This is a genomic window from Halomonas stenophila (assembly GCF_014192275.1).
GTDB classification, from domain to species: domain Bacteria; phylum Pseudomonadota; class Gammaproteobacteria; order Pseudomonadales; family Halomonadaceae; genus Halomonas; species Halomonas stenophila.
Genome location: NZ_JACHXR010000005.1, coordinates 44,504 through 68,774, shown reverse-complemented (window position 1 = coordinate 68,774; position 24,271 = coordinate 44,504). Strand labels below are relative to the sequence as shown.

Here is a 24,271-nt window from a genome sequence, read left to right as displayed (position 1 = left end):
AATGCGAGCAATCCATGGCACCGGCCTTCGCCTGGTTCGATACCCTTCCGTTTTCACCGCCTGGAGGTCGCATGACCGACACCCACCGCGCCGGCGAGGTCTTCCGCGCCTTCCTGCTGCTGGGGCTGAGCGCCTTCGGTGGCCCCATCGCCCACCTGGGATACTTTCGCAGCGAATTCGTCACCCGTCGAGGCTGGCTCGACGAGCACGCCTATGCGGATCTCGTGGCGCTGTGCCAGTTCCTGCCCGGCCCGGCCAGCAGCCAGGTGGGCTTTGCGCTGGGCCTGCTGCGCGGCGGCCCGCTCGGTGGCCTGGCGGCCTGGACGGCCTTCACCCTGCCGTCGGCGCTCCTGCTGATGCTGTTCGCCCTGGGCGCGGCCAGCCTGGCGGGGCCCCTGGGCAGCGGGCTGCTGCATGGCCTGAAGGTGGTCGCGGTGGCCATCGTCGCCCATGCGGTCTGGGGCATGGCCCGCACCCTCTGCCCCGACCGGGCCCGTGCCACCATCGCCGTGGCGGCCGCCCTGCTGGTGATCGTGGCGGCGGGCCCCGGTGGCCAGGTGATGGCCATCGGGCTCGGTGGCCTGGCGGGACTCGCCTGCTGCCGCGAGAACGGCCGGGCCAGGCCCGCCGTGCTGGGCTTCGGCATCTCACGTCGGGCGGGGCTCGCCTGCCTGGTTGCCTTCGTGGGACTGCTGCTGGGGCTGCCGCTGCTGGTCCAGGCGGGGGCGGGCGAGGGCGTGGCCCTGGTGGATGCCTTCTACCGGGCGGGCGCCCTGGTGTTCGGCGGCGGGCATGTGGTGCTGCCGTTGCTGGAGGCCGAGGTGGTACGGTCCGGCTGGGTGGCGGCCGACGACTTCCTGGCGGGCTATGGCGCGGCCCAGGCGATCCCCGGTCCGCTCTTCACCTTCTCCGCCTACCTGGGCATGGTCATGGCCCCCGCCCCGGGCGGTACCATCGGCGCCCTGCTGGCGTTGGTGGCGATCTTCATGCCGGGCCTGCTGCTGCTGGTGGGGGTGATGCCGTTCTGGAACGCCCTGCGCACCCGGCCCGCGGTCCAGGCGCTGATGCGCGGTGCCAATGCCGCGGTGGTGGGCCTGCTCGCGGCGACGCTCTACCAGCCGGTGTGGACCAGCGCCATCCTCGGCTCGGCCGAGTTCACCCTGGCCCTGGTGGGCTTCACCTTGCTGTCGGTCTGGCGGCGACCGGCGTGGCTGGTGGTGCTGGTCTGTGGCCTGGGGGGCATGGCACTGGGGCTACCCTCGCCGCCGTGAGGCCAGGGGGGCTCGCCGGTGAACCGCGAACCCCAACGGCGGTGGCCGTTCCGGGTCAGGCTTCGGCCTCGTGGGCCGACTTGAGCCGGTAGAACTCCTCGACCACCTCGTCCATGGCCGCGGCGTCGTAGGGACACAGGCCACTCACCACCAGCTTCTTGGAGCCGGTACCGACCTCCTCGCCGCCGGCGAGGATGCGGAACTCCAGCAGGGCATCGCCGCGCTTGCCGGTCACCGCCAGGGAGGAGTCGACCAGTTCCAGGCCGGGCTCGATGCCGTTCAGGCGCTCCAGGGCGAAGCCCATGCTGTCGTAGATCACCAGCGGACGCCTGGGGTTGAACATCACGCCCTGGTCTTCCATCAGCGGCTTGAGGTAGTGCGGGAAGTTCTTCCCCGAGAAGGCCACGTAGCAACGGGTGAAGGCTTCGACGACGGCTTCGTCGTGGGTCACCTCACCGTTGCGCTCCGCCTCGAGATAGCACTTGCCGTCGTCGTCACGCACGCGAATCCGGCCATCGCCGTCCTCGGTGAAGGTCAGCGGGACACCGTCCCCGACCATGCTCAGGAAGCGGAAGGTCATGTGCTGGGAGAGGCCGAAGCGCGCCAGCACCAAGGCGAAGAGCAGATCTCCCGGCACGCAGAAGCGGCGTGCATCCGGGTTATGGATGGGATTGAAGTCACCGGCGACACGCTTGGCGAAACGGCTGGCCTGCTCTGCGGAGATGCAGAGGCGCGAGCCCGTGCGCGAGTGGTAGTCATCGAGAAACATGCGTCTTGAGCCTGCCCTGTGTCATTGGCGTTGCGATGGTCCGCCCGGCCTCGGCCGGAAGGGCCAGATGATGCCATAAATTCCCCGCCGGCGGGGGAACGAATCGCGGCGAGCTGTCCGGGATCAGGGAACCGCCAGAAGGCTTCTGCCCCCTACCAAAGGGGCAGACCAGAAAGCGTTTCGATTCAGCACGATATGGTAAAATTCGCGCGTTTTCGAAGCCTTTCACCCACTTTCTGACCTTAGGATGATCGCCGCCATGCTGACCATCTGTTCCTCCCCCAACAGGCCCAGGCACCTCGCTCGATGGCCTGGCCTTCTGATTCTCTTCCTCTCGTTCGTCGCCTTCTCCTCCCCCGCCATCGCCTCCCAGGGCGAACTCGACCTGACCACCTCCTTCGTCGGCCTGCTGGCCGTGGTGATTTTCATCCTCGCCTATGCCCTGGTCATGGCCGAGGAGAAGATCCACATGCGCAAGTCCAAGCCGGTGCTGGTGGCGGCCGGCATCATCTGGGGCCTGATCGGCTGGGTCTATGTCAAGGCCGGGATCTCGGCGGAATCCGAGCACGCCTTCCGCATCACCCTGCTGGAGTTCACCGAGCTGATGCTCTTCCTGCTGGTGGCGATGACCTATATCAACGCCATGGACGAGCGTCGCGTCTTCGATGCCCTGCGCGCCTGGATGGTCCGCAAGGGCTTCAGCTACCGGACCCTGTTCTGGATCACCGGCCTGCTGGCCTTCGTCATCTCGCCGGTGGCCGACAACCTGACCACCGCCCTGCTGATGTGCGCGGTGGTCACCAAGGTGGCCGAGGGCGACAAGCGCTTCATCAACCTGGCCTGCATCAACATCGTGGTCGCCGCCAACGCCGGCGGCGCCTTCAGCCCCTTCGGCGACATCACCACCCTGATGGTCTGGCAGGCGGGCATCATCCAGTTCCAGGAGTTCTTCGAACTGCTGGTGCCGTCGTTCGTGAACTTCATCATCCCCGCCGTGGTGATGAGCGCCTTCATCAAGAATCGCGTCCCGGCGAGCCTCGAGGAGGACGTGCAGCTCAAGCGCGGGGCGCGGCGGATCATCCTGCTGTTCCTGGTCACCGTGGCCACCGCCGTGGGCTACCACACCCTGCTGCACCTGCCGCCGGTGCTGGGCATGATGACCGGGCTCGGCTACCTGCAGTTCTTCGGCTACTACCTGCGCCAGAGCCTGCCGCGCTCCCTGGAACGCAAGCGCAGCCTCTATACCCAGCGTGGTGACTGGAAGATGCTCGAGCAACTGGGCAGCGTGGTGCCCTTCGACGTCTTCAACCGGGTGGCCCGGGCCGAGTGGGACACCCTGCTGTTCTTCTATGGCGTGGTGATGTGCGTGGGGGGCCTCGGCTTCATGGGCTACCTGGGCCTGCTCTCGGACGCGCTCTACACCGGCTGGAACGCCACCTGGGCCAACGTCGCCCTGGGCGTGATCTCGGCGGTGGTCGACAACATTCCGGTGATGTTCGCGGTGCTGACCATGGAGCCGGACATGTCCCACGGGCACTGGCTGCTGATCACCCTCACCGCCGGCGTCGGCGGCAGCCTGCTGTCGATCGGCTCCGCGGCCGGGGTCGCGCTGATGGGCCAGGCCCGCGGCAACTACACCTTCATGGGTCACCTGCGCTGGTCGCCGGTGATCGCGCTGGGCTATGTCGCCAGCGTCCTCGCCCACCTGTGGATCAACGCGGACAGCTTTAGCACTTTCGGCTGAGCCGCGCGCCCGGCGGTCTCAGCCGCCGGGCTTGGTCGCTGGAATCAGAAGCCTCGTTGAAGTCCCTCCTGTACATTGCCTTCCAGTGATGTAGTTTATGAAGGTAGGCTGTGCAGAAAGCTAAGACTGGGCACTGAGAACGGCCCCTCGTTTGCCTTAGATCGATAATAACCAGGCCCGATCCGGACTGCAGGGAGAATGCGTCATCGACTCACCAATGCCCCCTTTTCCTACACGGGCCACCGGGTACCGCGGGTCCTGCAGGTCGAGCGAGTGCAGCGTGCCATGCGTGCTCTATCCCTGAGCCCGTGCCGCCTGCCGGCGCCCCTCCGCGATGTCGACGACAGCAGGAGGCCTGGCGCATGGTGTGGTTGAGATTCATGGTCCTGCTGGTATGGGGCCTCATGAGCCTCGTGCCCTCGGCAATGGCCCAGGGTCCTGATGTGCTGCTGGTGGCCAATGCCGATGTCGAGACGCACCGCCTGACCCGGGATACCACCCGGGCCATCTTCGCCATGCGGCAACGCACCTGGCCCGACGGCCAGGCCGCCAGGGTCTTCGTATTACCCAATAGCCACCCGGTGCATGCCCGCTTCGTCAAGGAGCGTCTCTCGGTCTATCCCCACCAGCTTCAGCTGGCCTGGGACCGGGTGGTCTTCTCGGGTACGGGGCAGGCTCCCAACCGAGTTCGCACTCAGGTGGAGATGCTCGAGCAGATTGCCAGCACTTCCGGTGCCCTGGGATATGTAGAGAGGGAGTATCTGGATGATCGTGTCCAAGTCATTTCGATGGAGTGAGCCATGCCACGCCCTGCTCATGGGTGCCGCGCTGCTCGCGACCGTCACCCAGGCACACGGCGAGGAAGACAACGTCCTGGATACGCTCCAACTACATGGCTTCCTGAGCCAGGCACTGGTGATCACCGACGACAACGACTTCTTCGGCCCCAGCAGCAGCGACGACGGTAGCCTCAAGTTCACCGAGATCGGGGCCAACGTGTCACTGCGTCCCCACGAAGACGTGCTGATTGCGGCCCAGGTGCTCAGCCGGCGGGCCGGTGGGGATGGCAGCGAGGCCAGCCCCGAGCTCGACTATGGCCTGATCGACTATCAGATCCAGTCGAACCAGCAGCGCAACTTCGGGATCCAGGTCGGCCGCTTCAAGAACCCGTTCGGCTTCTATAACCAGACTCGGGACGTGGCCTTCACGCGCCCGAGCATCCTGCTGCCGCAGTCGATCTATTTCGACCGTACCCGGTCGCTGGCGCTGTCGGCCGATGGGGTCCTGAGCTACTACGAGGAACGCCTGTCCCAGGGCACGCTGCGCTTCCAGGCCGGCGTGGGACGCGTCCAGGCCGGCGACGACCTGCGCCGCACCCTGCGCCTCGACCGGATCCCCGGCGATCTCGAGCCGGATACCTCGGCCATCGGACAGGTCCGCTACGAACACGACGGGGGGCGCGTCGTTGCCGCCTTGGGAACCGCCCGGGTGGGCGCTTCGTTTGAATCGCACACCCCGGGCTTGAGCGATGGCGATTTTTACTTCAACCCCTGGATCCTGTCGCTCCAGTACAACGCCGAGTATTGGAGCCTGACGACAGAATATGCCCTGCGTGAGTCGGGACTGGAGAATTTCAATGATCCACGCTTCAATTTCGACGCGACGGGGGAGAGCTGGTATATCCAGTACACACGACGCTTCCTTGATGACTGGCAGTGGCTAGTACGTTACGACAGCCTGATCAGCAACCGCGATGATCGTTCAGGCAAGGCCTTCGAAGCCGCAGGGGCCGGGCCGGCTCACTCACAGTTTGCCAAGGACATGACCTTCGGCCTTCAGTGGACCCCCCACCCAAGGTTGTTGCTCTCCGGGGAGTACCATCATGTCGATGGCACCGGTTGGCTACCGGCCCAGGACAACCCGGACCCTGCCGAGACGAGTCGATACTGGAACATGCTGCTGTTCCAGCTATCGCTGCGTTTCTGACGCTCTCTCCGCCACGACACCCGACGAGACAGGGAACCGGAGAGATGAACGCCACGCCATTCTCCACCAACCGCCACCGCCTGAGCCTGACCTGGCGCGTCATCGCGCTCAGCAGCCTCCTGCTGCTCGTACTGGTCACGCTGTTCACCTGGCTGGGTCACCAGAACCTGACCCGCCAGTTCCAGGAAGGCCGGATGCAGCACCATGCCCGCCAACAACGTGAGATCCAGCTGGCGCTGCGGCGATCCGAGGAGAACCTGCGTCAGCTGGCCAGCCTGGCAGCGGCCTCTCCACGACTCGGCCCCTCGCTGCAGTCCGGCGATAACGAGGACATCCTGGCCGCCCTGAGGCCCCAGTGGCCGACCTTGCAGCTCGATTCCGGGGTGGAGGAGATCATGGTCTTCAATCGCCGGGGAAGAGCGATGGGGAACTGGGGCGAGGACCTGGTCAGCAACCAGCGTCCCGTACAGGCCTGGGTGAATCGCGTGATGAGCACCGAGATGCCACTGACGACGCTGCGCTGCTCCGTCGACTGCCGGCAGTATGCCGCGGTTCCGGTGCTGGTGGAGGGGCAGAGCGTGGGGCTGGTCATCCTGTCGCGCTCACTGGCCGATGTCACCCGCCAGGCAAAGACGGTCTCGGGTGGAGAAGTGGCCCTGTTGGTGACGGGCCCCATGGAAGACAGGGGCTTGCCCCAGGAGCGCCGCCTGGACGACTGGAACGGTCAGTTGATGGCGTTGACCGAACAGGAAGAAAGTCTGCCCTTGCTGCGGCAGGCCTCGGCAACGACCAGCCTGTCCGGGCTGACCGATTCACCCTTCTACCTGCAGCACCAGGGACGCCACCTGGAGCTATCGGCGTCGCGAATGGAGGAGGATAAGGACAGGCGCAGTACCGGCTATTTCCTGCTGGTCTCCGATATCACCGACCAGATCCAGGCCATCAACCACGACACCCGAACCCTGCTGTACGCCGGCGTGGCGGGCTGGCTGGCAGCCGAGCTGCTGCTGCTGATCATCCTGCTGGGCCCCATGTCGCGCCTGCGTCGAATCGCCAGCGTTCTCCCCGCCCTCGCCCGAGGCGGCTTCGCCGAGGCCAGAGAGGCCATTCCCGGCAAGACTCGCCGGCTGCCGGACGAGATCGACATCCTCGAGGGCACCACCCTGGAGCTGTCGCGGCAGTTGGAGCTGCTCGAGGGGGAAGTCCAGGCAAGGGGCGAGCAACTGGCCGAGCGCGTCGATGAGCTGGCCCGGGAGCGGGATTTCGTCGGCAGCCTGCTCGATACCGCTCGCGTCTTCATCATCGCCCAGGATGGCGTGGGCCGTATCAGCCTGATCAACGCCTACACCCTTTCCATGCTCGATATCGACGAAGACGTGCTGATCGGTCGCCATTTCGATGATATCTTCGACGCGCCCGGCCATTCGCCCGTGGCGTCGACCGAGGCATCGCAGCAAGAGGAACGCACCCTGCTGACACCGGACGGCCAGGTCCATACCATCGTCTGGTACCACGCCCCCCTGCCGACCGGCAACGATGCCAGCATGGCTCGCATCTCCGTGGGCCTGGATATCACCGAGCGCAAGGCCGCCGAAGGGCGCCTGACCTGGCTGGCCGAGCGCGATCCCCTGACCTCGCTCTACAACCGTCGCTACTTCCAGGAAGCCCTCCAGCTGGCACTGCAGCAAGGCCACACGGGCGCCATACTGCTGCTGGACCTGGACCAGTTCAAGGAGGTCAACGAGCTCAGCGGCCATCATGCCGGCGACCGTCTGCTGCGCGACGTGGCGGAGACGCTACGGCTCAACCTGGGTCACCGCGGCACCCTCGCCAGGCTCGGCGGTGACGAGTTCGCCCTGCTGCTGGAAGAGGCCGATGCCGACCAGGCCATCGCCATCGCCCAACATTGCAACCAGCTACTGGAAAGCATCAGCTTCTCCGCCGGAGGTCGCCGCCACCGGGCCGTGGCCAGCATCGGCATCGTCCAGTTCCCGACTCACGGCGAGACTCCCGCCGACCTGATGGCCAGTGCCGACGTCGCCATGTACAAGGCCAAGGAAAGTGGCCTTCAACGCTGGCACCTGCTCTCCACCCTGGAGAGCGCCAAGGACGAGCTGCAGGAGCGGGTCTACTGGGTCGAGCGTCTGCGCAAGGCCCTGCAGGATGACGGCTTCGCGCTGATGGTGCAGCCCATCGTGCGGCTCGAGGATCGCGACGTGAAGCACTACGAGGTGCTGATCCGGATGCGCGAGGCCGATGGCCGGCTGGTATCCCCCGCCAACTTCATTCCCGTCGCCGAGCGCAACGGGATGATCGTCCAACTCGACCGCTGGGTCCTGCACCATAGCCTGAAGGCCCTGCGACAACTGCAGGAGCAGGGGGTCAGCCTGGCGGTGAACCTCTCGGGCCATTCCCTCCATGACAGGGGGCTCGAGTCCTTCCTCGCCGAGGAACTGGCCAGCAGTGGCGCCGACCCCCATCACCTGATCCTGGAGATCACCGAGACGGCCGCCGTCACCGATTTCTCGACCGCACGCGGCGTGCTCCAGGCCATTCGGAGCCTGGGGTGCCGCACCGCCCTGGACGACTTCGGCGTGGGCTTCAGCAGCTTCCACTACCTGGGCCAGTTGCCCGTGGATTACATCAAGATCGACGGCTCCTTCATCCGCAGCCTGACCCTCAGTCCCGATAGCCGTGTCATCGTACGCGCCATCGCGGATATTGCCGCCGGATTCGGCAAGCAGGCCATCGCCGAATTTGTTGATGACGAGTCCTTGCTCCCCATATTACGTTCCTATGGCATCGTGTATGGGCAAGGATTCCACCTGGGAAGGCCCAGGCTGCTGAAAACAATCTTTGAAAATGCAACTTGAAACTTCGTACCTATCAAGACCCTCGGAATGCGAAAACCGAACAAAAATGTCTCAAGGAAACTAGATCATGACATATAGAGAGCCGGCTGATAGGGAACGCAAACAGCAGACATCTAATCGGCTGCTCGAGAGGTTTCGTAACGAGTTCACCTTCAAGCTTGCCCAGGATGATGCCACCCGTAAGCGCGTATTCCGGCTCAGGTACGACGTCTACTGTGCGGAACTGGGCTATGAGCATCCGGAAAATCCATCGCACCATCAAGAGCATGACGCACATGATGCTCACGCCATCCAGTGTCTGGTGGAACATCGAAAAAGTGGGCTGGCAGCGGGTTGTGTAAGGCTCGTGCTACCGAAATCCCGCGAAGAAGGGGGGGGCCAGACATTGCCATTACAGGAATATGGTGGCAATAGCCTTAACCATGAGACGCTACATCCCTCAAGATTCTGTCAAAGGTCTATCTGCGAGATATCGAGACTTGCCATTTCCCCTCTCTTCCGGAAACGCTCAACACGAGAGGAGATTGCAAGCATTGTCCTCACCAACCATGCCTTTACGGAAGCCGAGCGCGAAACCTTTCCGCTGATTGTGATTGGCCTTTTCCTGGCGACCTATGCCCTTCTCGGGCTCTCGAAACGCCCCCACGCCTTCGCCATGATGGATCCAAGGCTTCCTCGCCTTCTCAAGATGTCTGGATTTTATTTCACCAAGGTCGGCGAAACCATCGAATTCCATGGCAAGCGGAGTGCCTTCTACATCGACCAGAGGCAGGTCGAAAAGGATATGCACGCAGAGCTGATGCCCCTATATCAGCACATCAAGGCCACCTTGGCGCCCCAAATCGAGGGTGCATTACCCAACGTTGCCGCCGAGTCAACCTACTGAGATGACAACTCCAGCGAAGGCCCTGGGTGCAAACGACCCGGCCAGCCGAGCAGCATGATCGCCAGCACGTTGCGATGCTCGCCATAGCCCAGGTCGGTACCGCCGCTCTCCGAGGGCACCATCCTCGCCCGGGGATCGTACGCCCCCACCAGCGCCTCCCGTAGCCGCTGGACCGCCGGGGCATCCTCCCGGCCCGCCAGCAGGAAGCTGATCCCCACCTCGGTATAGATATCCGCCTTGGTCTCGGCCAGGATGCGGTCCAGGCGGGACGCGAAGTATGCCAGTATCCAGTCGAACTCCTCCCGCGACACCCGTCGCTGATAGTAGTCGCTCGCCGCGATCACGAAGTGCGTCATGCCGTAGATCTTGTTGCGAAAGGAGGCTCGGGAGAGCGCACCGTCCCGCTCCGGGGGATAGTGGCGTCGGAAGGCCGCGATCACCGGTTCACGCAGATCCGCCACCCCGAGATGGTGGAGGTAATACACCAGATTGGCCACCTGGGCGGCATAGATCTCCATCACGCCGGGATCGGTCAGGAAGGGCCGAAAGTCGACACCCTCGAGATAGGCGAGCGCCCGGCGATATCCCGGCAGGTGTTGCGCATCGAGCAGGCCATGGTAGCTGGCCTGGGTGAGCTGGAACGCCAGGCTCTTGGCGTAGCCGATCTCCCCCCACTCGCCGAGCATGCGCTTGCGCCGCTGCTGCTTGAGCGAGCGCGTGGGGTAGTCCGCGACCTTCTCCCGGGCGCGTCGCGCGGCATGACCGGACTCGGCCAGGCCGTCGATCTCTTCGCGCAGGGAGGTCAGCAGGCGCTGACCATAGGCCCGATTGAGCGGCAGGTAGCGATCGTCCCCGGTCAACCGATAGAGCCGCTGGGCATAGTGGCGCTGCTTGCCGGCCGGCAGCGTCGGCAACGCCTGCTCGTAGTTCGCGCGGATCTCGGCCGCCACATCGGCGGGTGGCAAGGCGGTCGTCCGGCCCTCGAGGGCGCAGCCGACCAGCAGGGCCAGGACCCATAGCCACAGCAGCGACGGCCGGTGCAGGACGCGGCTCATGACGATTTCCCTTTCCGCCGCCGGGAGCGTTCCGGTGGGATGAGTTTCACGCGGGCCTTGGGGCGAAGGGGCTTGGGGGGTGGCTCGCCCGACGCCGGCGCCTGCTCGGGGGCTGGCGGACGCGACACCACGACCCAGGCAAACACCGGCAGGGCGAGCCGCCAGTGGATGGCGGCCAGGCGCAGCCCCAGGGTGATGGCGAGCGAGGTCACGATGGAGACACCCAAGGGACTGCCCAGTGCCTCGAGGGTCACGAAGGTCACGCCGCCGGCGATGGAGGCGGTGGCGTAGACTTCCTGGCGCAGTACCATGGGCACCCGACGGGCCAGGATGTCGCGCACCATGCCGCCGGCCACCCCGGTCAACAGGCCCATGAGCACCGCGACCACCCCGGGAGTCTCGAGCGTCAACGCCTTGTGGGTGCCGATCACGGTGAACAGCGCCAGGCCGAAGGCATCCGCCACCGGCAGGAAGACCCGTGACAGGCGATGGATGTAGTGGAAGCCGAGGATCGACAGCACCACGGTGGCGAGGATCACCCACAGGTAGGCCGGATCCGTGACCCAGAAGACCGGTCGCACGCCGAGTATCAGGTCACGCAGGGTACCGCCGCCGATGCCGGTGACTGCCGCGAGTACCAGCATGCCGAAGGGATCCATCCGCGAACGGCAGGCGAGTATCACGCCCGAGAGGGCGAAGACGATCACGCCCGCCATGTCCAGCCAGTAGACCAACCCTGTCACCGTCATCCTCCCTGTGTCGTTGCCGCCAGCATAGCAGCCCGGTCGGGGATGCCCCGCCAACGCAAGCGGGCGGCCCGCAGGCCGCCCGAGCGATCCCCCAGGAAGGAAACGTCACGATCAGCCGACGGTGCCGCCGCCGTGACGGGTAATCGCCACCACCGAGGGCCGCGGCGGCACCCCCTCCTCGAAGTCCGGCCAGCGGGTCGCCGGCGTCTCGAAGCTGGAGCGCCCCGCGTGCCCCGGGAAGGCCTCGGCGCCGTCGGCGGCGGGGTGCTGCACCGCCACGAACAGGGCGGTATCGTCGGGAGTGAAGCAGGGACCGCACATCTCGGCCCCGATCGGCACCCGGAAGAACATCTTGCCGGTCCCGCGCCGCTCGCCCTCGGTTTCCAGCGCCCAGACGCCATCGGCGGTGCCCGACTTGGGCCACTTGTCGCCCTGGTCGGTGGTCACCCACAGGCGGCCCCGGGCATCCACCACGCAGTTGTCCGGCGAGGCGAACCAGCCGTTCTCGCTGGTCGCCGGGTTCCACATCGTGCCGACCTCGCCCCGGGACGGGTCCCCGCAGCGCACCAGGATATCCCAGCGGTTCTCGGTGGCGGTGTGACGGCCCTCGGTGATGATCTCCAGCACGTGGCCGAAGAGGTTCTCGGCTCGCGGGTTGGCCGCATCGACCCGGTCCTCGCCGCGCTTGTGGTTGTTGGTGAGCATCACGTAGACACCGCCGGTGACGGGGTTGGCGCCGATGTCCTCCGGCCGGTCCATGGGGGTGGCGCCCAGGGCATCGGCCGCCAGGCGGGTATCGATCAACACATCGGCCTGACTGGCGAAGCCGTTCTCGGCGGTCAGCGGCCCCTCTCCGTGGACCAGGGGCAGCCAGGTCACGCGGCCCCCGGCATCGAAGCGGGCCGCGTAGAGGGTACCGTCATCGAGCAGGTCGCGGTTGGCGGCCGGGTCCGCGGTGTTGACCGCGTCGCGGCTGACGAACTTGTAGACATAGTCGAAGCGCTGGTCGTCGCCCATGTAGACCACCAAACGGCCGTCCTCGGCGATCAGCGTCGCCGCCCCCTCGTGCTTGATGCGGCCCAGGGCGGTGCGCTTGACCGGCGTGGAGGTGGGGTCGAGCGGGTCGATCTCCACCACCCAGCCGAAGCGGTTGGGCTCGTTGGGCTCCCGGGTAATATCGAAGCGGGCATCGTGGCGGCCCCAGCTGTAGGACGCCCCCGGCACCCCGTAGCGCGCCAGCTTGTCCTTCTCCGGGTGATGGGTCGCGTCCCCCAGGAAGTAGCCGTGGAAGTTCTCCTCGCAGGTGAGGATGGTCCCCCAGGGCGTCATGCCGCCGGCGCAGTTGTTCAGGGTGCCGATCACGCGACGGCCCTCCGGGTCGACGTCGGTGCGCACCCGGGCATGGCCGGCCACCGGCCCGCCGATGGCGATCTCGGTGCTGCGCGGGGTGATGCGGCGGTTGTAGCGGCTGTCCTGCACATAGCCCCAGCGACCGTTCTCGCGGCGAATCTCGACCACCGAGAGGCCATGCGCCGCCTTCTCGATCTCGGTCATCTCGGCGGTGATACCGCTGAAGTCGTGCTCGTCCTGGGGACCGGGCAGTCCGGGGAACATCAGCTCCTCGTTGGTGAACTCATGGTTGACCACCAGCAGGCCGCGATCCAGGCGGCCTTCCAGGGGCACGAAGCCGACATAGTCGTTGTTGTAGCCGAACTGGCGTTCCTGGGCATCGGCGTGCTGGTTGTGCGGGTCGAAGGCCGGCGCATCGGCGAACAGCGGGTCGCCCCAGCGGATCAGCACCTCGGCATCATGGCCGGGGGCCACATGGTGGCTGGTATCGACACCATGGGGGATCTCGTCGAAGGCGAAGCGGTCGAGGTTGCCCCCCTCGGCGGCGATGGCGGCGGCCAGCGGGTTCATGGCACCGATGGCCGCCGCGCCCAGGCCGGCCGACCCGGCGCCCTTGAGAAAACCGCGACGCGAGAAGCGACGCTCGATGATCTCGCCGATGGGCGAGTGAACCTCGGGGTTGCTGGGCGTGTTCTCGGCGTTCTCGAAATGGGCGCGACGATTGAAGGCCATGACGTCTTTCCTCTGATGATCGGCGGTGACGGGCCACAAGTGATACGCCCTCAAGGTGTCAATCTAGTTAAGCCGACGTGGAAAATCCTGCAGGTCCAATGCACCACATTATGCTAATAATGGGCTGGGGACCTCCCGGCGAGGCGATCGCCCTCTGGCTGGCGGTGCCACCACACCGCAGACACGACACCACGGAGTCCACATGGACTGGAATCCCGCCTATGCCTGGCTGGCCATTGCCCTGCTGCTGGGGCTCGCCGAGTTGACCTCGGGCGCCCTGCTGCTGCTGGCCCTGGGGGTGGCGGCCGCCCTGACCGCCGCCCTCGCTGCACTGGGCCTCTCCCTGTCATGGCAGCTGCTGGGGATGGGCGTGTTCTCGGGCCTGCTGGCGCCGCTGGCAATCATGGTGATTCGTCCCCGCTTCTCGCCCAGGGGCGTGGCCTACGGCACCACCGGCACCGGCGTGGAGAAGGGCCGGGCCTTCACGGTCCTGGCGCGCGACTTCGACGGTGCCTGCGGCATCAAGATCAATGGCGACTTCTATCGGATCCGCCTCGCCGGCAGCGGCGATACCGACCCGCCGGTGGGGACCCGCGTGATCTTCGAGGAGTTCGACGGCACCACGGCCGTCGTCCGCCTCGCCACTTCCAAGGAGCAATGAGCATGGACCTGCCCGTCAATCCGGGGCTGATTCTCAGCCTGATCATCGTCGTCATCGGCATCCTGATCATCGCCAAGGGCCTGGTGGTCGTCCGCCAGTCCGAGGTGATGGTCATCGAGCGCCTGGGGTCGTTCAGCCGGCTCCTGGAGAGCGGCATCAACATCATCATCCCCTTCATCGAGCAGCCTCGCGCCATCACCATGATCCGCTACCGCAAGCTCGGCGAGGACTACCAGGCCATCACCAGTGACGAGACCCGCATCGACCGCCGCGAGACGGTGATGGACTTCCCCGGCCAGCCGGTGGTGACCACCGACAATGTCACGGTCACCATCAATGGCGCCCTCTACTACCAGATCATCGATCCCAAGCGCGCCGTCTACGAGGTGGAGAACATAAGCCAGGCGGTGGAAGTGCTGGCCAAGACTACCCTGCGCTCGGTGGTCGGCAAGATGGAACTCGACAAGCTGTTCGAGTCGCGTGCCGAGGTCAATAACGAGATCCAGTCCTCCATGGAGGAGGCCGCCTCCAAGTGGGGGGTGAAGATCTCCCGGGTCGAGGTGCAGGACATCGCCATGCCCGAGGAGGTGGAGTCCGCCATGCGCCTGCAGATGGCCGCCGAGCGCCGACGCCGGGCCACCGTGACCGAGGCCGAGGGCGAGAAGGCGGCGGCCATCGCCAAGGCCCAGGGCCAGCGGGAGTCGGCGATCCTCAACGCCCAGGGCGACAAGGAATCGGCCATCCTGCGCGCCCAGGGGGAGCAGGAGTCGATCAAGCTGGTGCTGGGCGCCATCGGCGCCAGCGAGGAGAACAAGCGCACCGTGGTGGGCTACCTGCTGGGCCAGAGCTATATCAAGGCCCTGCCCACCATGGCCCAGCACGGCGAGCGGGTCTTCGTGCCCTACGAGTCCTCCGCCCTGCTCGGCTCCATGGGCATGTTCCGCGAGATGGCCGGCTCCCCCGAAGACGCCGTGGCCAACCACCTCCGCTCGCAGGCCCCCCGGGAGGGGCTGCGCAGCGGCATGGTCGGCGGGGCCGCCTCGGGCGGCGACTGAGGAATCCGCGACGCGGGCCCGGCGCGGCGGCGCCTGCCGGGCCCTGAGGGTGACGTTCTCACCTTGGACCTTCGTCGTAGCCATCATCGGTCCCGCCGGCCTCTCGGGCATAATACCCGGCCAGCCATGCTCGTCTCGGGAGTCCCGATGCCGCTGATCCAGGAAAAGCTCGCGCCCCCGCCATTGCCCATCTCACTGGTGGCCCGACCGCGCCTCAACGATCACTTCGTCCTCGACGAGCGCGTCAGGGTACTGCTGGTCATGGCGCCCCCGGGCTACGGCAAGAGCACCCTGGTCGCCGAGCGGCTGCCCGCCCTGGAGCAGACGGCAAGCTGGCTGCGCCTGGATGCCTGCGATGACGAGCCGGCGCGCTTCGCCGCCTATTTCGCCGCCGCCCTCGCGCGGCTGTGCCGCGAGCACCTGGCGGTCTCGCTGCCGGCAGTGGATGACGCCCTCCCCTTCGATGCGCAGCTGGAGGCCTGGCTGGCCGGCCTGCCCGCCGAAGCCTCACCCTGTCGGCTGGTGATCGACGAGTTCGAGCACATCCGTCATCCCACCATTCTCGAGGGGCTGGCTCATTGGCTGCGCCATCAGCCGCGCTGGCTGACCCTGACGCTGGTGTCCCGCTCCCGCCCCGCCCTGGGCCTGCCGGCCATGCGACTGCGCGGCGAACTGGAGGAGATCGACGTGGCACAGCTGGCCCTCGACCAGGAGGAGGCGCAGACCCTGTGCGCCGAGCAGCTCAGCTTCCCGCCGACTCGTGTCAGCCTGGAGCGTGCCCTGCGCCTCACCGAGGGCTGGCCGATGGCCCTGACCTGGCTGATCGAGCGCACCACCACCCGGGCCGGCTTCGATGCGCTGCTCGAGCGCCTGTCCGGGGCGCATCCGGACTTCGTGGCCTGGTTCGACGACCTGCTGAACGCCAGCCTCGACGCTTCCGACCAGGAACTGTTGCTGCGGCTCGGGGTGCTGGAGCGATTCTCGCCGCCGCTGGTGGCACGACTGCTGGACGGCGACCGGGTCACCCAGCGCCTGGAGGCCCTGGAGCAGACCGGCCTGTTCCTGCATCGCCCCGACCCCCACGACCAGTGGTGCCGCTTCCATGTCCTGTTCGCACAGTACCTGCGTCACCGCCGCCACGAGTTGAGCCTGGACACCCAGCGCCGGCTCCACGGCCGCGCCAGCCAGGCCTGGCTGGCGCTGGGCGACCCGGCCCTGGCGCTGGCCCAGGCCATCGAGGCCGACGACCCCGACGCCCTGGTGGCCTTGATCGAGGATCAGGGCCCCTACCTGCTGGCCCACGGCCACTTCGCGCTGCTGGCGCGGGCCCTGGCGACACTCGGCGAGCCGCGTGTCGGCGCCTCGCCACGCCTCACGCTGATCCACGGCTGGGTCTCGCACGCCCAGTACCAGTTCAACCGTACCGCCCAGGCCATCGGCTGGATCGAGGCCCAACTCGACGAACCCGCCTGGCAGGAACTCGCCGCCGAGTTCGCCACCCTGCGCGCGCAACTGGCGATCAACCAGGGCGACGCCGAGCGGGCCGCCCCGCTGGCCGAACATGCCCTCACCCTGCCGGCGCGTTACCTGGCCGCCACCCCGGTCTCGGCTGGCGCCATTCTCTGTGAGTCACGCTTCGTCCAGGGCCATCTCGAGGAGTCGCTGACCCGCATCCAGGCGGTGGAACAGGAGGCCAGGCACATCGGCGATGACCAGCTGATGCTATGGGCGCTGTGCCACCATTCGGAGACCCTGGTCGCCCAGGGTCGGCTGCAGGCCGCCTTCGATATCCAGGAGCGCGCCTTCGCGCATATCGAGCACTGCGTCCTGGATCGCCTGCCGGTGGCCGAGTTCCTGTACCGCATCCGCAGCCAGCTGCTGTGGGAATGGCACCGCCTGGACGAGGCCGAGCAGGCGGCGCTGGCCGGTATCGCCGTGCTCGACAATCAGGGCGAGCACTGGACCCTGCAGTGCCACGTCGTCCTGGCCAAGGTCGCCCAGGCCCGCGGCGACCAGGCGCAGTGTGCCGACCACATCCGCCGCATCCGCAAGATCCTCGCCGACGGCGACTATCACATCGACTGGCGGGCCAACGCCCACGCCACCCTGCTGGCCTGGTGGCAGGCCAACGACGACCGCGACGCCGTGGCCCGCTGGCTGCAGGAGGCGCCGCCCGCCGAGCCCGACACCGCCAGCAACCACTTCGCCCAGGCCAACGTGCGCAATCATGCCCGGGCGCTGATGCTGCTCGGCCACACCGACGAGGCCCGGGCCCTGCTGGAGACCCTGGAGACACAGACCCGGCGCTTCGGGCTGGTCACCGATGCCAACCGCAACCGGCTGTGCCTGGCGGCGCTGGAATGGCAATGCGGCCACGAGGCAGCGGCGCTGGCCCACATGGCGAGTGCCCTCGAGTTGGCCTCGCGCACGGCCCTCATCGGCAGCTTCCTGCGCCTGGGCAAGCCGCTGGTCGACATGCTCGGGGCCCTGCTCGAGGACGGCGGGCTCGATGAGCTGTCCCGCGCGCGGGCCGAGCGCCTGATCGAGCTGGCCGGCCGCCAGCGCGACTTCGGTCGCGCGGTGCGCCTGATGCTCGACGACACCGTGATCGCCGACATCGTCGCCCGCCCCGACGTGCCCGAACTGATTCGCACCTCGCCACTGACCCGGCGCGAATGGCAGATCCTCGGCCTGATCCACGCCGGGTTGTCCAACGAGCAGATCGCCGAGCAGCTCTCGGTGGCCCCCACCACCGTCAAGACGCACATCCGCAGCCTCTACCAGAAACAGAACATCCGCCGCCGCGAGGAGGCCATCGCCCTGGCCGGCGACCTCCTCACTCGTATCCAGGGGGAGTAGTCACTCCCCCTCCTCCCCCCGCCTACGCCTGCCTGGTCCCCGACGGGAGGATCTCTCTCGTCGGTACTCCCGCCACCATGGATCGACAGCTCCTCCCGTGCGGCGGGCGCCCCGCGTGGCGGCACGCAACCGCGCCCGCCATCGAGATCCACGACAAGGACAAGGCCCATGACCACTGACACCTCCCAGTACCTCGGCCGCCAGGGCGCCGACTGGTGGCGCGGCGCGGTGATCTACCAGATCTACCCGCGCAGCTTCCTGGACACCAATGGCGACGGCATCGGCGACCTGCAGGGCGTGATCGACAAGCTCGACTACATCGCCTCGCTGAATGTCGATGCCATCTGGCTGTCGCCCTTCTTCACCTCGCCGATGAAGGACTTCGGCTACGACGTCAGTGACTACCGTGGCGTCGATCCGATGTTCGGCACCCTGGCGGACTTCGACCGCCTGGTGGAGGCCGCCCACGCCCGGGGGCTCAAGGTCACCATCGACCAGGTGCTCTCCCACACCTCCGACCAGCATGCCTGGTTCCAGGAGAGCCGACAGAGCCGCGACAACCCCAGGGCCGACTGGTACGTGTGGGCCGACCCTCGGCCCGACGGCGCCCCGCCCACCAACTGGCAGGCGATCTTCGGCGGCAGCGCCTGGCAGTGGGACACCCGCCGCTGCCAGTACTACCTGCACAACTTCCTGGTCGAGCAGCCGGACCTCAACTTCCGCCACCCCGAGGTGGTCGAGGCCATCCTCGGCGAGGTGCGCTTCTGGCTGGAGCGCGGCGTCGACGGCTTCCGCCTGGATGCGGTGAACTTCTGCACCCACGGCGAGCTCAAGGACAACCCGCCCCGCGAGGAGATCGTGGAGGGTTTCATCGGGGTGCGCCCGGATAATCCCTACGGCTACCAGTTGCACCTGTACGACAAGACCCAGCCGGAGAACCTGGCCTTCCTGGAGCGGCTGAGGACGCTGCTCGACGAGTATCCCGGCACCACCAGCGTCGGCGAGGTCGGCGACGACGACTCGCTGGGCGTGATGGCCGAATACACCCAGGGCGGCAACCGGCTGCACATGGCCTATTCCTTCGACCTGCTCGGCGATCGCCATGACCCGGCCTTCCTGCGCGAGACGCTCGCCACCATGGAGGCGCGCATCGGTGACGGCTGGCCGTGCTGGGCGCTGGGCAACCACGACGTCACCCGGCTGGCCACCCGCTGGGACGCCGAGGGCCACGCAGCAAAGCTGCGCCTCTACCTGGTCTTCCTGCTCACCCAGCGCGGCAGTGTCTGCCTCTACCAGGGCGAGGAGCTGGGCCAGACCGAGGCCGAGTTGACCTTCGAGCAACTGGTCGACCCCGCCGGCATCACCTTCTGGCCGGCCTACAAGGGCCGCGATGGCTGCCGCACGCCCATGCCCTGGCAGGCCGACGCCCGCCAGGGCGGCTTCTCCCGGGCCACCCCCTGGTTACCGGTGCCCGATGCCCACCGGGGCCTGGCCGTGGACCGGCAGGAGGCCGACTCCGACTCGCTGCTCAACGCCACTCGCGCCTTCCTGGCCTTCCGCCGCACCCAGCCGGCCCTGGTCAAGGGCGAGATTCGCTACCACCCGGTGCGTGACGAGGTGCTGTGCCTCGAGCGCACTCATCAGGGCAGCCGTCTGCTGGTGGCGCTGAACTTCGCCGATGAGCCCCGCGAGTTGCCGGCCCCACGCCAGGCCCAGGGCCTCGAGGAGGCGCCGGCGATGGTCAACGGCGCCTGGCAGGACGGCACTCTCACTCTGCCGGCGTATGGCATCGCCATCGCCCGCTGCCCGCAATCCGACGAGGAGGATGCGCAATGGGACGTCTGACACTCGAAAGCATCGGCAAGGACTATGACGGCGTCGAGATCTCACGGGACATCGACCTGACCATCAACGACGGCGAATTCGTGGTCTTCGTCGGCCCCTCGGGCTGCGGCAAGTCGACCCTGCTGCGCATGGTCGCCGGGCTCGAGGACATCACCCGCGGCGAGATGTGCCTCAACGGCGAGCGGATCAACGAGATCCCGCCCCAGGAACGCGACATCGGCATGGTCTTCCAGTCCTATGCGCTCTACCCGCACATGACGGTGGCCGAGAACATGGCCTTCGGCCTCAAGCTGGCGCGCACCGACAAGGCCGAGATCCGCCGCCGGGTCGAGCACGCCGCCGGCATCCTGCAGCTCACCGAGCTGCTCGAGCGCAAGCCCAAGGACCTCTCCGGCGGCCAGCGCCAGCGGGTGGCGATCGGCCGCACCCTGGTCAAGGAGCCGGCGGTGTTCCTGTTCGACGAGCCACTGTCCAACCTCGACGCCTCGCTGCGGGTCGAGATGCGGGTGCAGATCGCCGAGCTGCACAAGCGCCTGGGCGCCACCATGATCTACGTGACCCACGACCAGGTGGAGGCCATGACGTTGGCCGACCGCATCGTGCTGCTCTCGAGCGGCCGCATCGCCCAGGTCGGCGCGCCGCTGTCGCTCTACCACTTCCCGCACACCCTGGAGGTGGCCGAGTTCATCGGCTCACCGCGCATCAACACCCTGCCGGTGACGGTGGTCGACCCGGGCCCGCGGCGCACCGGCGTGCGCCTGCCCTCCGGCGAGACGCTGGCCGTGGCGGTGGACGGCCGCGGCCTCGCGGCCGGCGAGACCGCCACCCTGGGCGTGCGCGCCGAGGACTTCGTGACGCCCGACCAGGGCGAGGCACGGCTGACGGCGCGGCTGATGGTGGCCGAGAAGCTCGGCTACGAGACGCTCGCCCACCTGCAGGTCGAAGGCGTCGAGGGCACCCTGACCCAGCGCCTGGACGGCCTGGCCCATCTCGAGGAGCACCAGGCCGTCGTGCTGGGGCTGGCCGGCGACCACTGCCACCTCTTCGCGTCGGACGGGACGGCCTGCCCGCGCCAGGTGGAGATCCCCGGCATCGCCCACTGACGGCGAGGCTCAGCCTTCGGTGGCCGTCGCCTCGTCGAGGCGAATGATCGTGTGGGCGTTAGTGGCACTGGTGGCCAGGGTGTCGATCACCCCGGTACGCACCGCCCCGAGAATGCCCACCGCCTTGGTGTTCTCGCTGGCGATGGCGATGACATCGGGGATGCGCGCCAGGTCGGCGATGGTCAGGCCCACCACGCGCCCCTGCATGGGGGTAGTCGACGGCTGGCCATGAATATCGATGAAGTCATAGCCCATCATGTCGCCTACGGTACCGGACAAGCGGGCCTCGGCGATCTCCTGGGGCGAGAACCACCCCATGCGCACCATGTTGCTGTCCTCGCTGACGTCACCGACGCCGATCAGCGCGACATCGGCGCGTCGCGCCCGGTCCAGGGTCTGGCGCACCGTGGGATTGTCATAGAGGGCGTCACGCAACTCGGCGTTCTGCACCAGAGCGGGCGCATAGAGGGTCTCGCTGTCGCCGCCGTATTTCAGCGCCAGTCGCCGGCAGATGTGGTCCGGGTTCATGTACTCGCCGGCCCGCAGTGAACCGCCGATGGCACAGACGAAGGAGCAGTGGCGCTCGCCGTGGTCGAAGGCGTTGTCGGCCACCGCCCCTACGTTGCGCCCCATGCCCACCGCCACGATGCTGCCGTCTTCCAGGCGGCGTGACAGATGGTCGGCGACCAGGCTGGCCACCGAGGCACGCTGGGCATCGACATCGCCGTTGTCCAGGGCGATCAACGCCCGCTTGAGGCCGAAGCGGCGCTTGAGCTCCTGCTCGATCTCGGCGCTCACGGCGGGATGCTGGCGCACGCGCACATCGACGATACCCTCCGCCTGCGCCCGCTTGAGCAGGCGCCCGACCCTGACCCGCGAGATGCCCAGGCGCTTGGCGATGACCTCCTGCGTCTCGCCCTCCACATAGTAGAGGGTGGCGATCTCGGTCATCAGATCGATGTCGGGGTTGTCCTGGCGATCGTTCATCGCGCGCGTCCCTGATGGTCGAATGTCGTGGCGAAAGGCGCCATACGATAGCACATCGACCGCCGCCTGCCCCGAGCCCCGCCGCACATGACGGCGGACCACGCCGTGCCGCAGGGGATCCACCCTGCCGACGCTGCGCCGCACCGATGACGGCATCAGCCCATCGCCGCTTCACCATCCTGCGACACGCGCAGCCAGGACAGCATCACGAAGGCCGCACCATAGAGCGCCACGAAGGCCCAGACCACACCGGCATTGCCGCCCCAGGGCTGCACCAGGGCCACCACGGCGGCGCCGAGGAAGGCGGCCCCGCCGGCGGCGGTGGTGTACATGGCCATGGCCGCCCCCTTGTGATCGGGCACCAGCGCCGGCATGATCGCGCCCATGGGCACGAACCCGGCCAGCAGGATGCCGAAGAGCGTGCCCGCCGCCACCGACAGGTAGTAGCCCCACTCGGAGCCCGCCGGCACCAGGTGCGGCACGTACCACCAGGCCAGCAGCCCCAGCGCCGAGCCGACCACGCCGAACCAGCGCACCGTGCGCTGCCAGCCCCATTTGTCGCCCAGGGCGCCGAAGGCGGCATTGAACAGGATGTTCCCGGCGTAGACGATCACCGTCATCATCAGCCAGCGCGACTGCCCCCAGCCGAGCTCATCGGCGATCACCGCCGGCATGATGATGAACATGCCGAATACCGGCGCGGTATTGATCAGTCGCACCAGAAAGCCCATCAACACACGCGGATTGCGCGCCGTCAGGCTCAGGCCGCTGGCCATCACCCGTCCTGCGCTCTCGTGCGCCGGCGCCAGGCGGCGACGCCCGGTGGGCTCGCGCACCCCCAGCCACACCAGCAGGAAGCCCAGGGTCACCAGCACCATCGAGGCCCACAGGGTGCTGCGCTCGCCGAGGAAGTCATCGCCGAAGGCGGGGATCGAGAAGTAGGCGAACAGGGTGCCGAGGGTCGGCAGGCCGCCGGTGAACATCACGTAGAACCAGCCGACGGCGGCACCGTTGCGCTGGCGCGGCACGATGGCGTTGACCCACACCAGGAAGCCGAAGGCGAACAGCGGGAAGCCGAACCCGCGAAAGCAATAGGCGATGAACACCAGCGCCAGCGACTCGACGGTGAGTGCGACCAGGAACAGCAGCTCGAAGGCGATCCAGACCAGGAAGCCCAGCAGCATCACGCGCCGCGGGCCGAACAGGTCCGCCAGCGTGCCGGAGAGATAGGAGGCGATGATCACCGCCACGCCATACATGGTGATGATGGTGGGCACCAGGCCGGCCCCCGAGGCCCCGAGCGCCTGCTGCATGTGCGGCGCGATGAAGTTCGACTCCACGCCGTTGCCGGTCATGAACATCAGAACGCCCAGGAACCCCCAGCGCAGGGCATGCGGGATGCCGAGCCGGTCGAAGACGGACTCCCGCGCGACATATGCGATGGCCGTGCTACTCATGTTGTTTTCCTCGCGGCCGGGCATGTCCTCGGGTCGGTGGCGACCGTGTCACCTGACGGGACATGCCGGGACTTTGACTCTGTTGTTGGAATCATGGGCGCCGGCTGGCTGGCGGCTCCTGTTGCCGACTGCGCCCATCACGCTCGTGCCATGTCAAAGCGCTGGTGAGCTGCTTGCTGTCGTTGACGGCACCCCATGACCCGCTCACAGCCGGGGACGCTCCAGACCGCTCTCGTAGTCGCGGATGCGTGCCAGCTTGGCGGCCGAGGGACCACCGGGGAAGTCGCTGGCCAGGAAGGCCTCGACGATGCTCTTGGCCAGCTCCGGCCCCACCACGCGCGCCCCCAGGGTGACGATCTGGGCATCGTTGCTGGTTCTGGCCTTGGCGGCGGAATAGGTGTCGTGAGCCTGGGCGGCGCGAATGCCCGGCACCTTGTTGGCGGCGATCGCCACGCCGATGCCAGTGCCGCACACCAGGATACCGCGATCGAAGCGTCCCTCGCCGATCGCCTGGGCCACCGCGACCGCCACATCGGGATACAGGATCGGCTCGGCATTGTAGGTGCCGAAGTCTTCCACGACATATTCCAGCGATCCCAGATGCTCGATCAGCACCTCCTTGAGCTGGAAGGCGGCCTCATCACCACCGATGGCGATCCGCAGGGGGGTGTCGTTGCAGGACATGGCGGTTACCTCTCTATGGATGGGAAATCATGACCCGGCCGCTTGCCTCGCCGACCAGGACCTGGGATTCAAAATAACACCAGCCAAACATTTGTAAAGACAGAGATCATACGAACAGCACCACCACTCCTTCAGCGTCACACCCTATCACCACTCGTATAAACCATTTATTTCAATAAATTAACTTAAATACCCTGGGAGTGTT

The 24,271-nt window shown here is 67.0% G+C and carries 18 protein-coding genes; 11 read left to right on the top strand and 7 right to left on the bottom strand.

The genetic code is table 11. The annotated features are described in order from the left end of the window. Positions 1 to 71 precede the first annotated feature (71 nt). Complete coding sequence (gene chrA / locus FHR97_RS10445) at positions 72 to 1,271, top strand: chromate efflux transporter (protein WP_183383748.1); 1,200 nt, start codon at positions 72 to 74, stop codon at positions 1,269 to 1,271. 55 nt (positions 1,272 to 1,326) lie between these two features. On the opposite strand, the gene FHR97_RS10440 is transcribed toward chrA, so the two are convergent. Beyond that, positions 1,327 to 2,040 (bottom strand): DUF3581 family protein, encoded by a 714-nt coding sequence (locus tag FHR97_RS10440; protein WP_183383747.1) that lies wholly within the window; start codon positions 2,038 to 2,040, stop codon positions 1,327 to 1,329. 259 nt (positions 2,041 to 2,299) lie between these two features. Here FHR97_RS10440 and nhaD point away from each other — a divergent pair, with 259 nt between their 5' ends. The 5 genes from nhaD (at position 2,300) to FHR97_RS10415 (ending at position 9,529) form a co-directional block, all read left to right on the top strand. Next, positions 2,300 to 3,784, top strand: a complete 1,485-nt coding sequence (nhaD, locus tag FHR97_RS10435) for a sodium:proton antiporter NhaD (protein WP_183383746.1) — start codon at positions 2,300 to 2,302, stop codon at positions 3,782 to 3,784. 380 nt (positions 3,785 to 4,164) lie between these two features. Then, positions 4,165 to 4,581: a hypothetical protein gene (locus FHR97_RS10430; RefSeq protein WP_246403932.1), complete on the top strand. Its 417-nt coding sequence runs from the start codon at positions 4,165 to 4,167 to the stop codon at positions 4,579 to 4,581. Beyond that, positions 4,550 to 5,770 carry a hypothetical protein gene (locus FHR97_RS10425; RefSeq protein ID WP_246403930.1) on the top strand — a complete coding sequence of 407 codons (1,221 nt, stop codon included), beginning with the start codon at positions 4,550 to 4,552 and terminating at the stop codon, positions 5,768 to 5,770. Before FHR97_RS10430 ends, FHR97_RS10425 begins: the two co-directional genes overlap by 32 nt. Before the next feature lie 44 nt (positions 5,771 to 5,814). Beyond that, positions 5,815 to 8,643, top strand: a complete 2,829-nt coding sequence (locus FHR97_RS10420; protein ID WP_183383745.1) for a bifunctional diguanylate cyclase/phosphodiesterase — start codon at positions 5,815 to 5,817, stop codon at positions 8,641 to 8,643. A 67-nt stretch (positions 8,644 to 8,710) separates the two neighbouring features. Next, a complete protein-coding gene (locus FHR97_RS10415; protein ID WP_183383744.1) occupies positions 8,711 to 9,529 on the top strand; it encodes a PEP-CTERM/exosortase system-associated acyltransferase in 819 nt (272 codons plus the stop codon). Here FHR97_RS10415 and FHR97_RS10410 read toward each other — a convergent pair. From FHR97_RS10410 to FHR97_RS10400, 3 genes are all read right to left on the bottom strand, one after another. Continuing rightward, entirely contained in the window at positions 9,523 to 10,584 is a 1,062-nt protein-coding gene (locus FHR97_RS10410) for a DUF3541 domain-containing protein (protein ID WP_183383743.1), read from the bottom strand. The genes FHR97_RS10415 and FHR97_RS10410 overlap by 7 nt on opposite strands. Next, positions 10,581 to 11,327: a TRIC cation channel family protein gene (locus FHR97_RS10405; protein WP_183383742.1), complete on the bottom strand. Its 747-nt coding sequence runs from the start codon at positions 11,325 to 11,327 to the stop codon at positions 10,581 to 10,583. The genes FHR97_RS10410 and FHR97_RS10405 overlap by 4 nt, the downstream gene beginning before the upstream one ends. 117 nt (positions 11,328 to 11,444) lie before the next feature. Next, positions 11,445 to 13,415, bottom strand: a complete 1,971-nt coding sequence (locus FHR97_RS10400) for a PhoX family protein (protein ID WP_183383741.1) — start codon at positions 13,413 to 13,415, stop codon at positions 11,445 to 11,447. A 202-nt stretch (positions 13,416 to 13,617) separates the two neighbouring features. Between FHR97_RS10400 and FHR97_RS10395 the strand changes: the two genes are divergently transcribed. From FHR97_RS10395 to ugpC, 5 genes are all read left to right on the top strand, one after another. Continuing rightward, on the top strand, positions 13,618 to 14,076 hold the full coding sequence (locus FHR97_RS10395) for an NfeD family protein (protein WP_183383740.1): 459 nt from the start codon (positions 13,618 to 13,620) through the stop codon (positions 14,074 to 14,076). A 2-nt stretch (positions 14,077 to 14,078) separates the two neighbouring features. Further along, positions 14,079 to 15,131: an SPFH domain-containing protein gene (locus tag FHR97_RS10390; RefSeq protein ID WP_183383739.1), complete on the top strand. Its 1,053-nt coding sequence runs from the start codon at positions 14,079 to 14,081 to the stop codon at positions 15,129 to 15,131. A gap of 147 nt (positions 15,132 to 15,278) precedes the next feature. Then, positions 15,279 to 17,990, top strand: coding sequence for an HTH-type transcriptional regulator MalT (gene malT, locus FHR97_RS10385; protein ID WP_183383738.1), 2,712 nt, complete (start codon positions 15,279 to 15,281; stop codon positions 17,988 to 17,990). A gap of 168 nt (positions 17,991 to 18,158) precedes the next feature. After that, positions 18,159 to 19,835, top strand: coding sequence for an alpha-glucosidase (locus FHR97_RS10380; protein WP_183383737.1), 1,677 nt, complete (start codon positions 18,159 to 18,161; stop codon positions 19,833 to 19,835). Continuing rightward, positions 19,823 to 20,938, top strand: a complete 1,116-nt coding sequence (ugpC, locus tag FHR97_RS10375; RefSeq protein WP_183383736.1) for a sn-glycerol-3-phosphate ABC transporter ATP-binding protein UgpC — start codon at positions 19,823 to 19,825, stop codon at positions 20,936 to 20,938. Before FHR97_RS10380 ends, ugpC begins: the two co-directional genes overlap by 13 nt. Positions 20,939 to 20,947: 9 nt before the next feature. On the opposite strand, the gene FHR97_RS10370 is transcribed toward ugpC, so the two are convergent. From FHR97_RS10370 to FHR97_RS10360, 3 genes are all read right to left on the bottom strand, one after another. Beyond that, entirely contained in the window at positions 20,948 to 21,925 is a 978-nt protein-coding gene (locus tag FHR97_RS10370) for a sugar-binding transcriptional regulator (protein ID WP_183383735.1), read from the bottom strand. A 155-nt stretch (positions 21,926 to 22,080) separates the two neighbouring features. Beyond that, positions 22,081 to 23,382, bottom strand: coding sequence for an RbtT/DalT/CsbX family MFS transporter (locus FHR97_RS10365; RefSeq protein ID WP_183383734.1), 1,302 nt, complete (start codon positions 23,380 to 23,382; stop codon positions 22,081 to 22,083). Positions 23,383 to 23,586: 204 nt separating this feature from the next. Further along, a complete protein-coding gene (locus FHR97_RS10360) occupies positions 23,587 to 24,066 on the bottom strand; it encodes an RpiB/LacA/LacB family sugar-phosphate isomerase (RefSeq protein ID WP_183383733.1) in 480 nt (159 codons plus the stop codon). Positions 24,067 to 24,271: the final 205 nt, after the last annotated feature.

Bases quoted from the DNA above. Each gene is read 5' to 3' on its own strand.
- chrA (WP_183383748.1), top strand. From the start codon at position 72: ATGACCGACACCCACCGCGCCGGCGAGGTCTTCCGCGCCTTCCTGCTG.
- FHR97_RS10440 (WP_183383747.1), bottom strand. From the start codon at position 2,040: ATGTTTCTCGATGACTACCACTCGCGCACGGGCTCGCGCCTCTGCATC.
- nhaD (WP_183383746.1), top strand. From the start codon at position 2,300: ATGCTGACCATCTGTTCCTCCCCCAACAGGCCCAGGCACCTCGCTCGA.
- FHR97_RS10430 (WP_246403932.1), top strand. From the start codon at position 4,165: ATGGTCCTGCTGGTATGGGGCCTCATGAGCCTCGTGCCCTCGGCAATG.
- FHR97_RS10425 (WP_246403930.1), top strand. From the start codon at position 4,550: ATGATCGTGTCCAAGTCATTTCGATGGAGTGAGCCATGCCACGCCCTG.
- FHR97_RS10420 (WP_183383745.1), top strand. From the start codon at position 5,815: ATGAACGCCACGCCATTCTCCACCAACCGCCACCGCCTGAGCCTGACC.
- FHR97_RS10415 (WP_183383744.1), top strand. From the start codon at position 8,711: ATGACATATAGAGAGCCGGCTGATAGGGAACGCAAACAGCAGACATCT.
- FHR97_RS10410 (WP_183383743.1), bottom strand. From the start codon at position 10,584: ATGAGCCGCGTCCTGCACCGGCCGTCGCTGCTGTGGCTATGGGTCCTG.
- FHR97_RS10400 (WP_183383741.1), bottom strand. From the start codon at position 13,415: ATGGCCTTCAATCGTCGCGCCCATTTCGAGAACGCCGAGAACACGCCC.
- FHR97_RS10395 (WP_183383740.1), top strand. From the start codon at position 13,618: ATGGACTGGAATCCCGCCTATGCCTGGCTGGCCATTGCCCTGCTGCTG.
- FHR97_RS10390 (WP_183383739.1), top strand. From the start codon at position 14,079: ATGGACCTGCCCGTCAATCCGGGGCTGATTCTCAGCCTGATCATCGTC.
- malT (WP_183383738.1), top strand. From the start codon at position 15,279: ATGCCGCTGATCCAGGAAAAGCTCGCGCCCCCGCCATTGCCCATCTCA.
- FHR97_RS10380 (WP_183383737.1), top strand. From the start codon at position 18,159: ATGACCACTGACACCTCCCAGTACCTCGGCCGCCAGGGCGCCGACTGG.
- ugpC (WP_183383736.1), top strand. From the start codon at position 19,823: ATGGGACGTCTGACACTCGAAAGCATCGGCAAGGACTATGACGGCGTC.
- FHR97_RS10370 (WP_183383735.1), bottom strand. From the start codon at position 21,925: ATGAACGATCGCCAGGACAACCCCGACATCGATCTGATGACCGAGATC.
- FHR97_RS10365 (WP_183383734.1), bottom strand. From the start codon at position 23,382: ATGAGTAGCACGGCCATCGCATATGTCGCGCGGGAGTCCGTCTTCGAC.
- FHR97_RS10360 (WP_183383733.1), bottom strand. From the start codon at position 24,066: ATGTCCTGCAACGACACCCCCCTGCGGATCGCCATCGGTGGTGATGAG.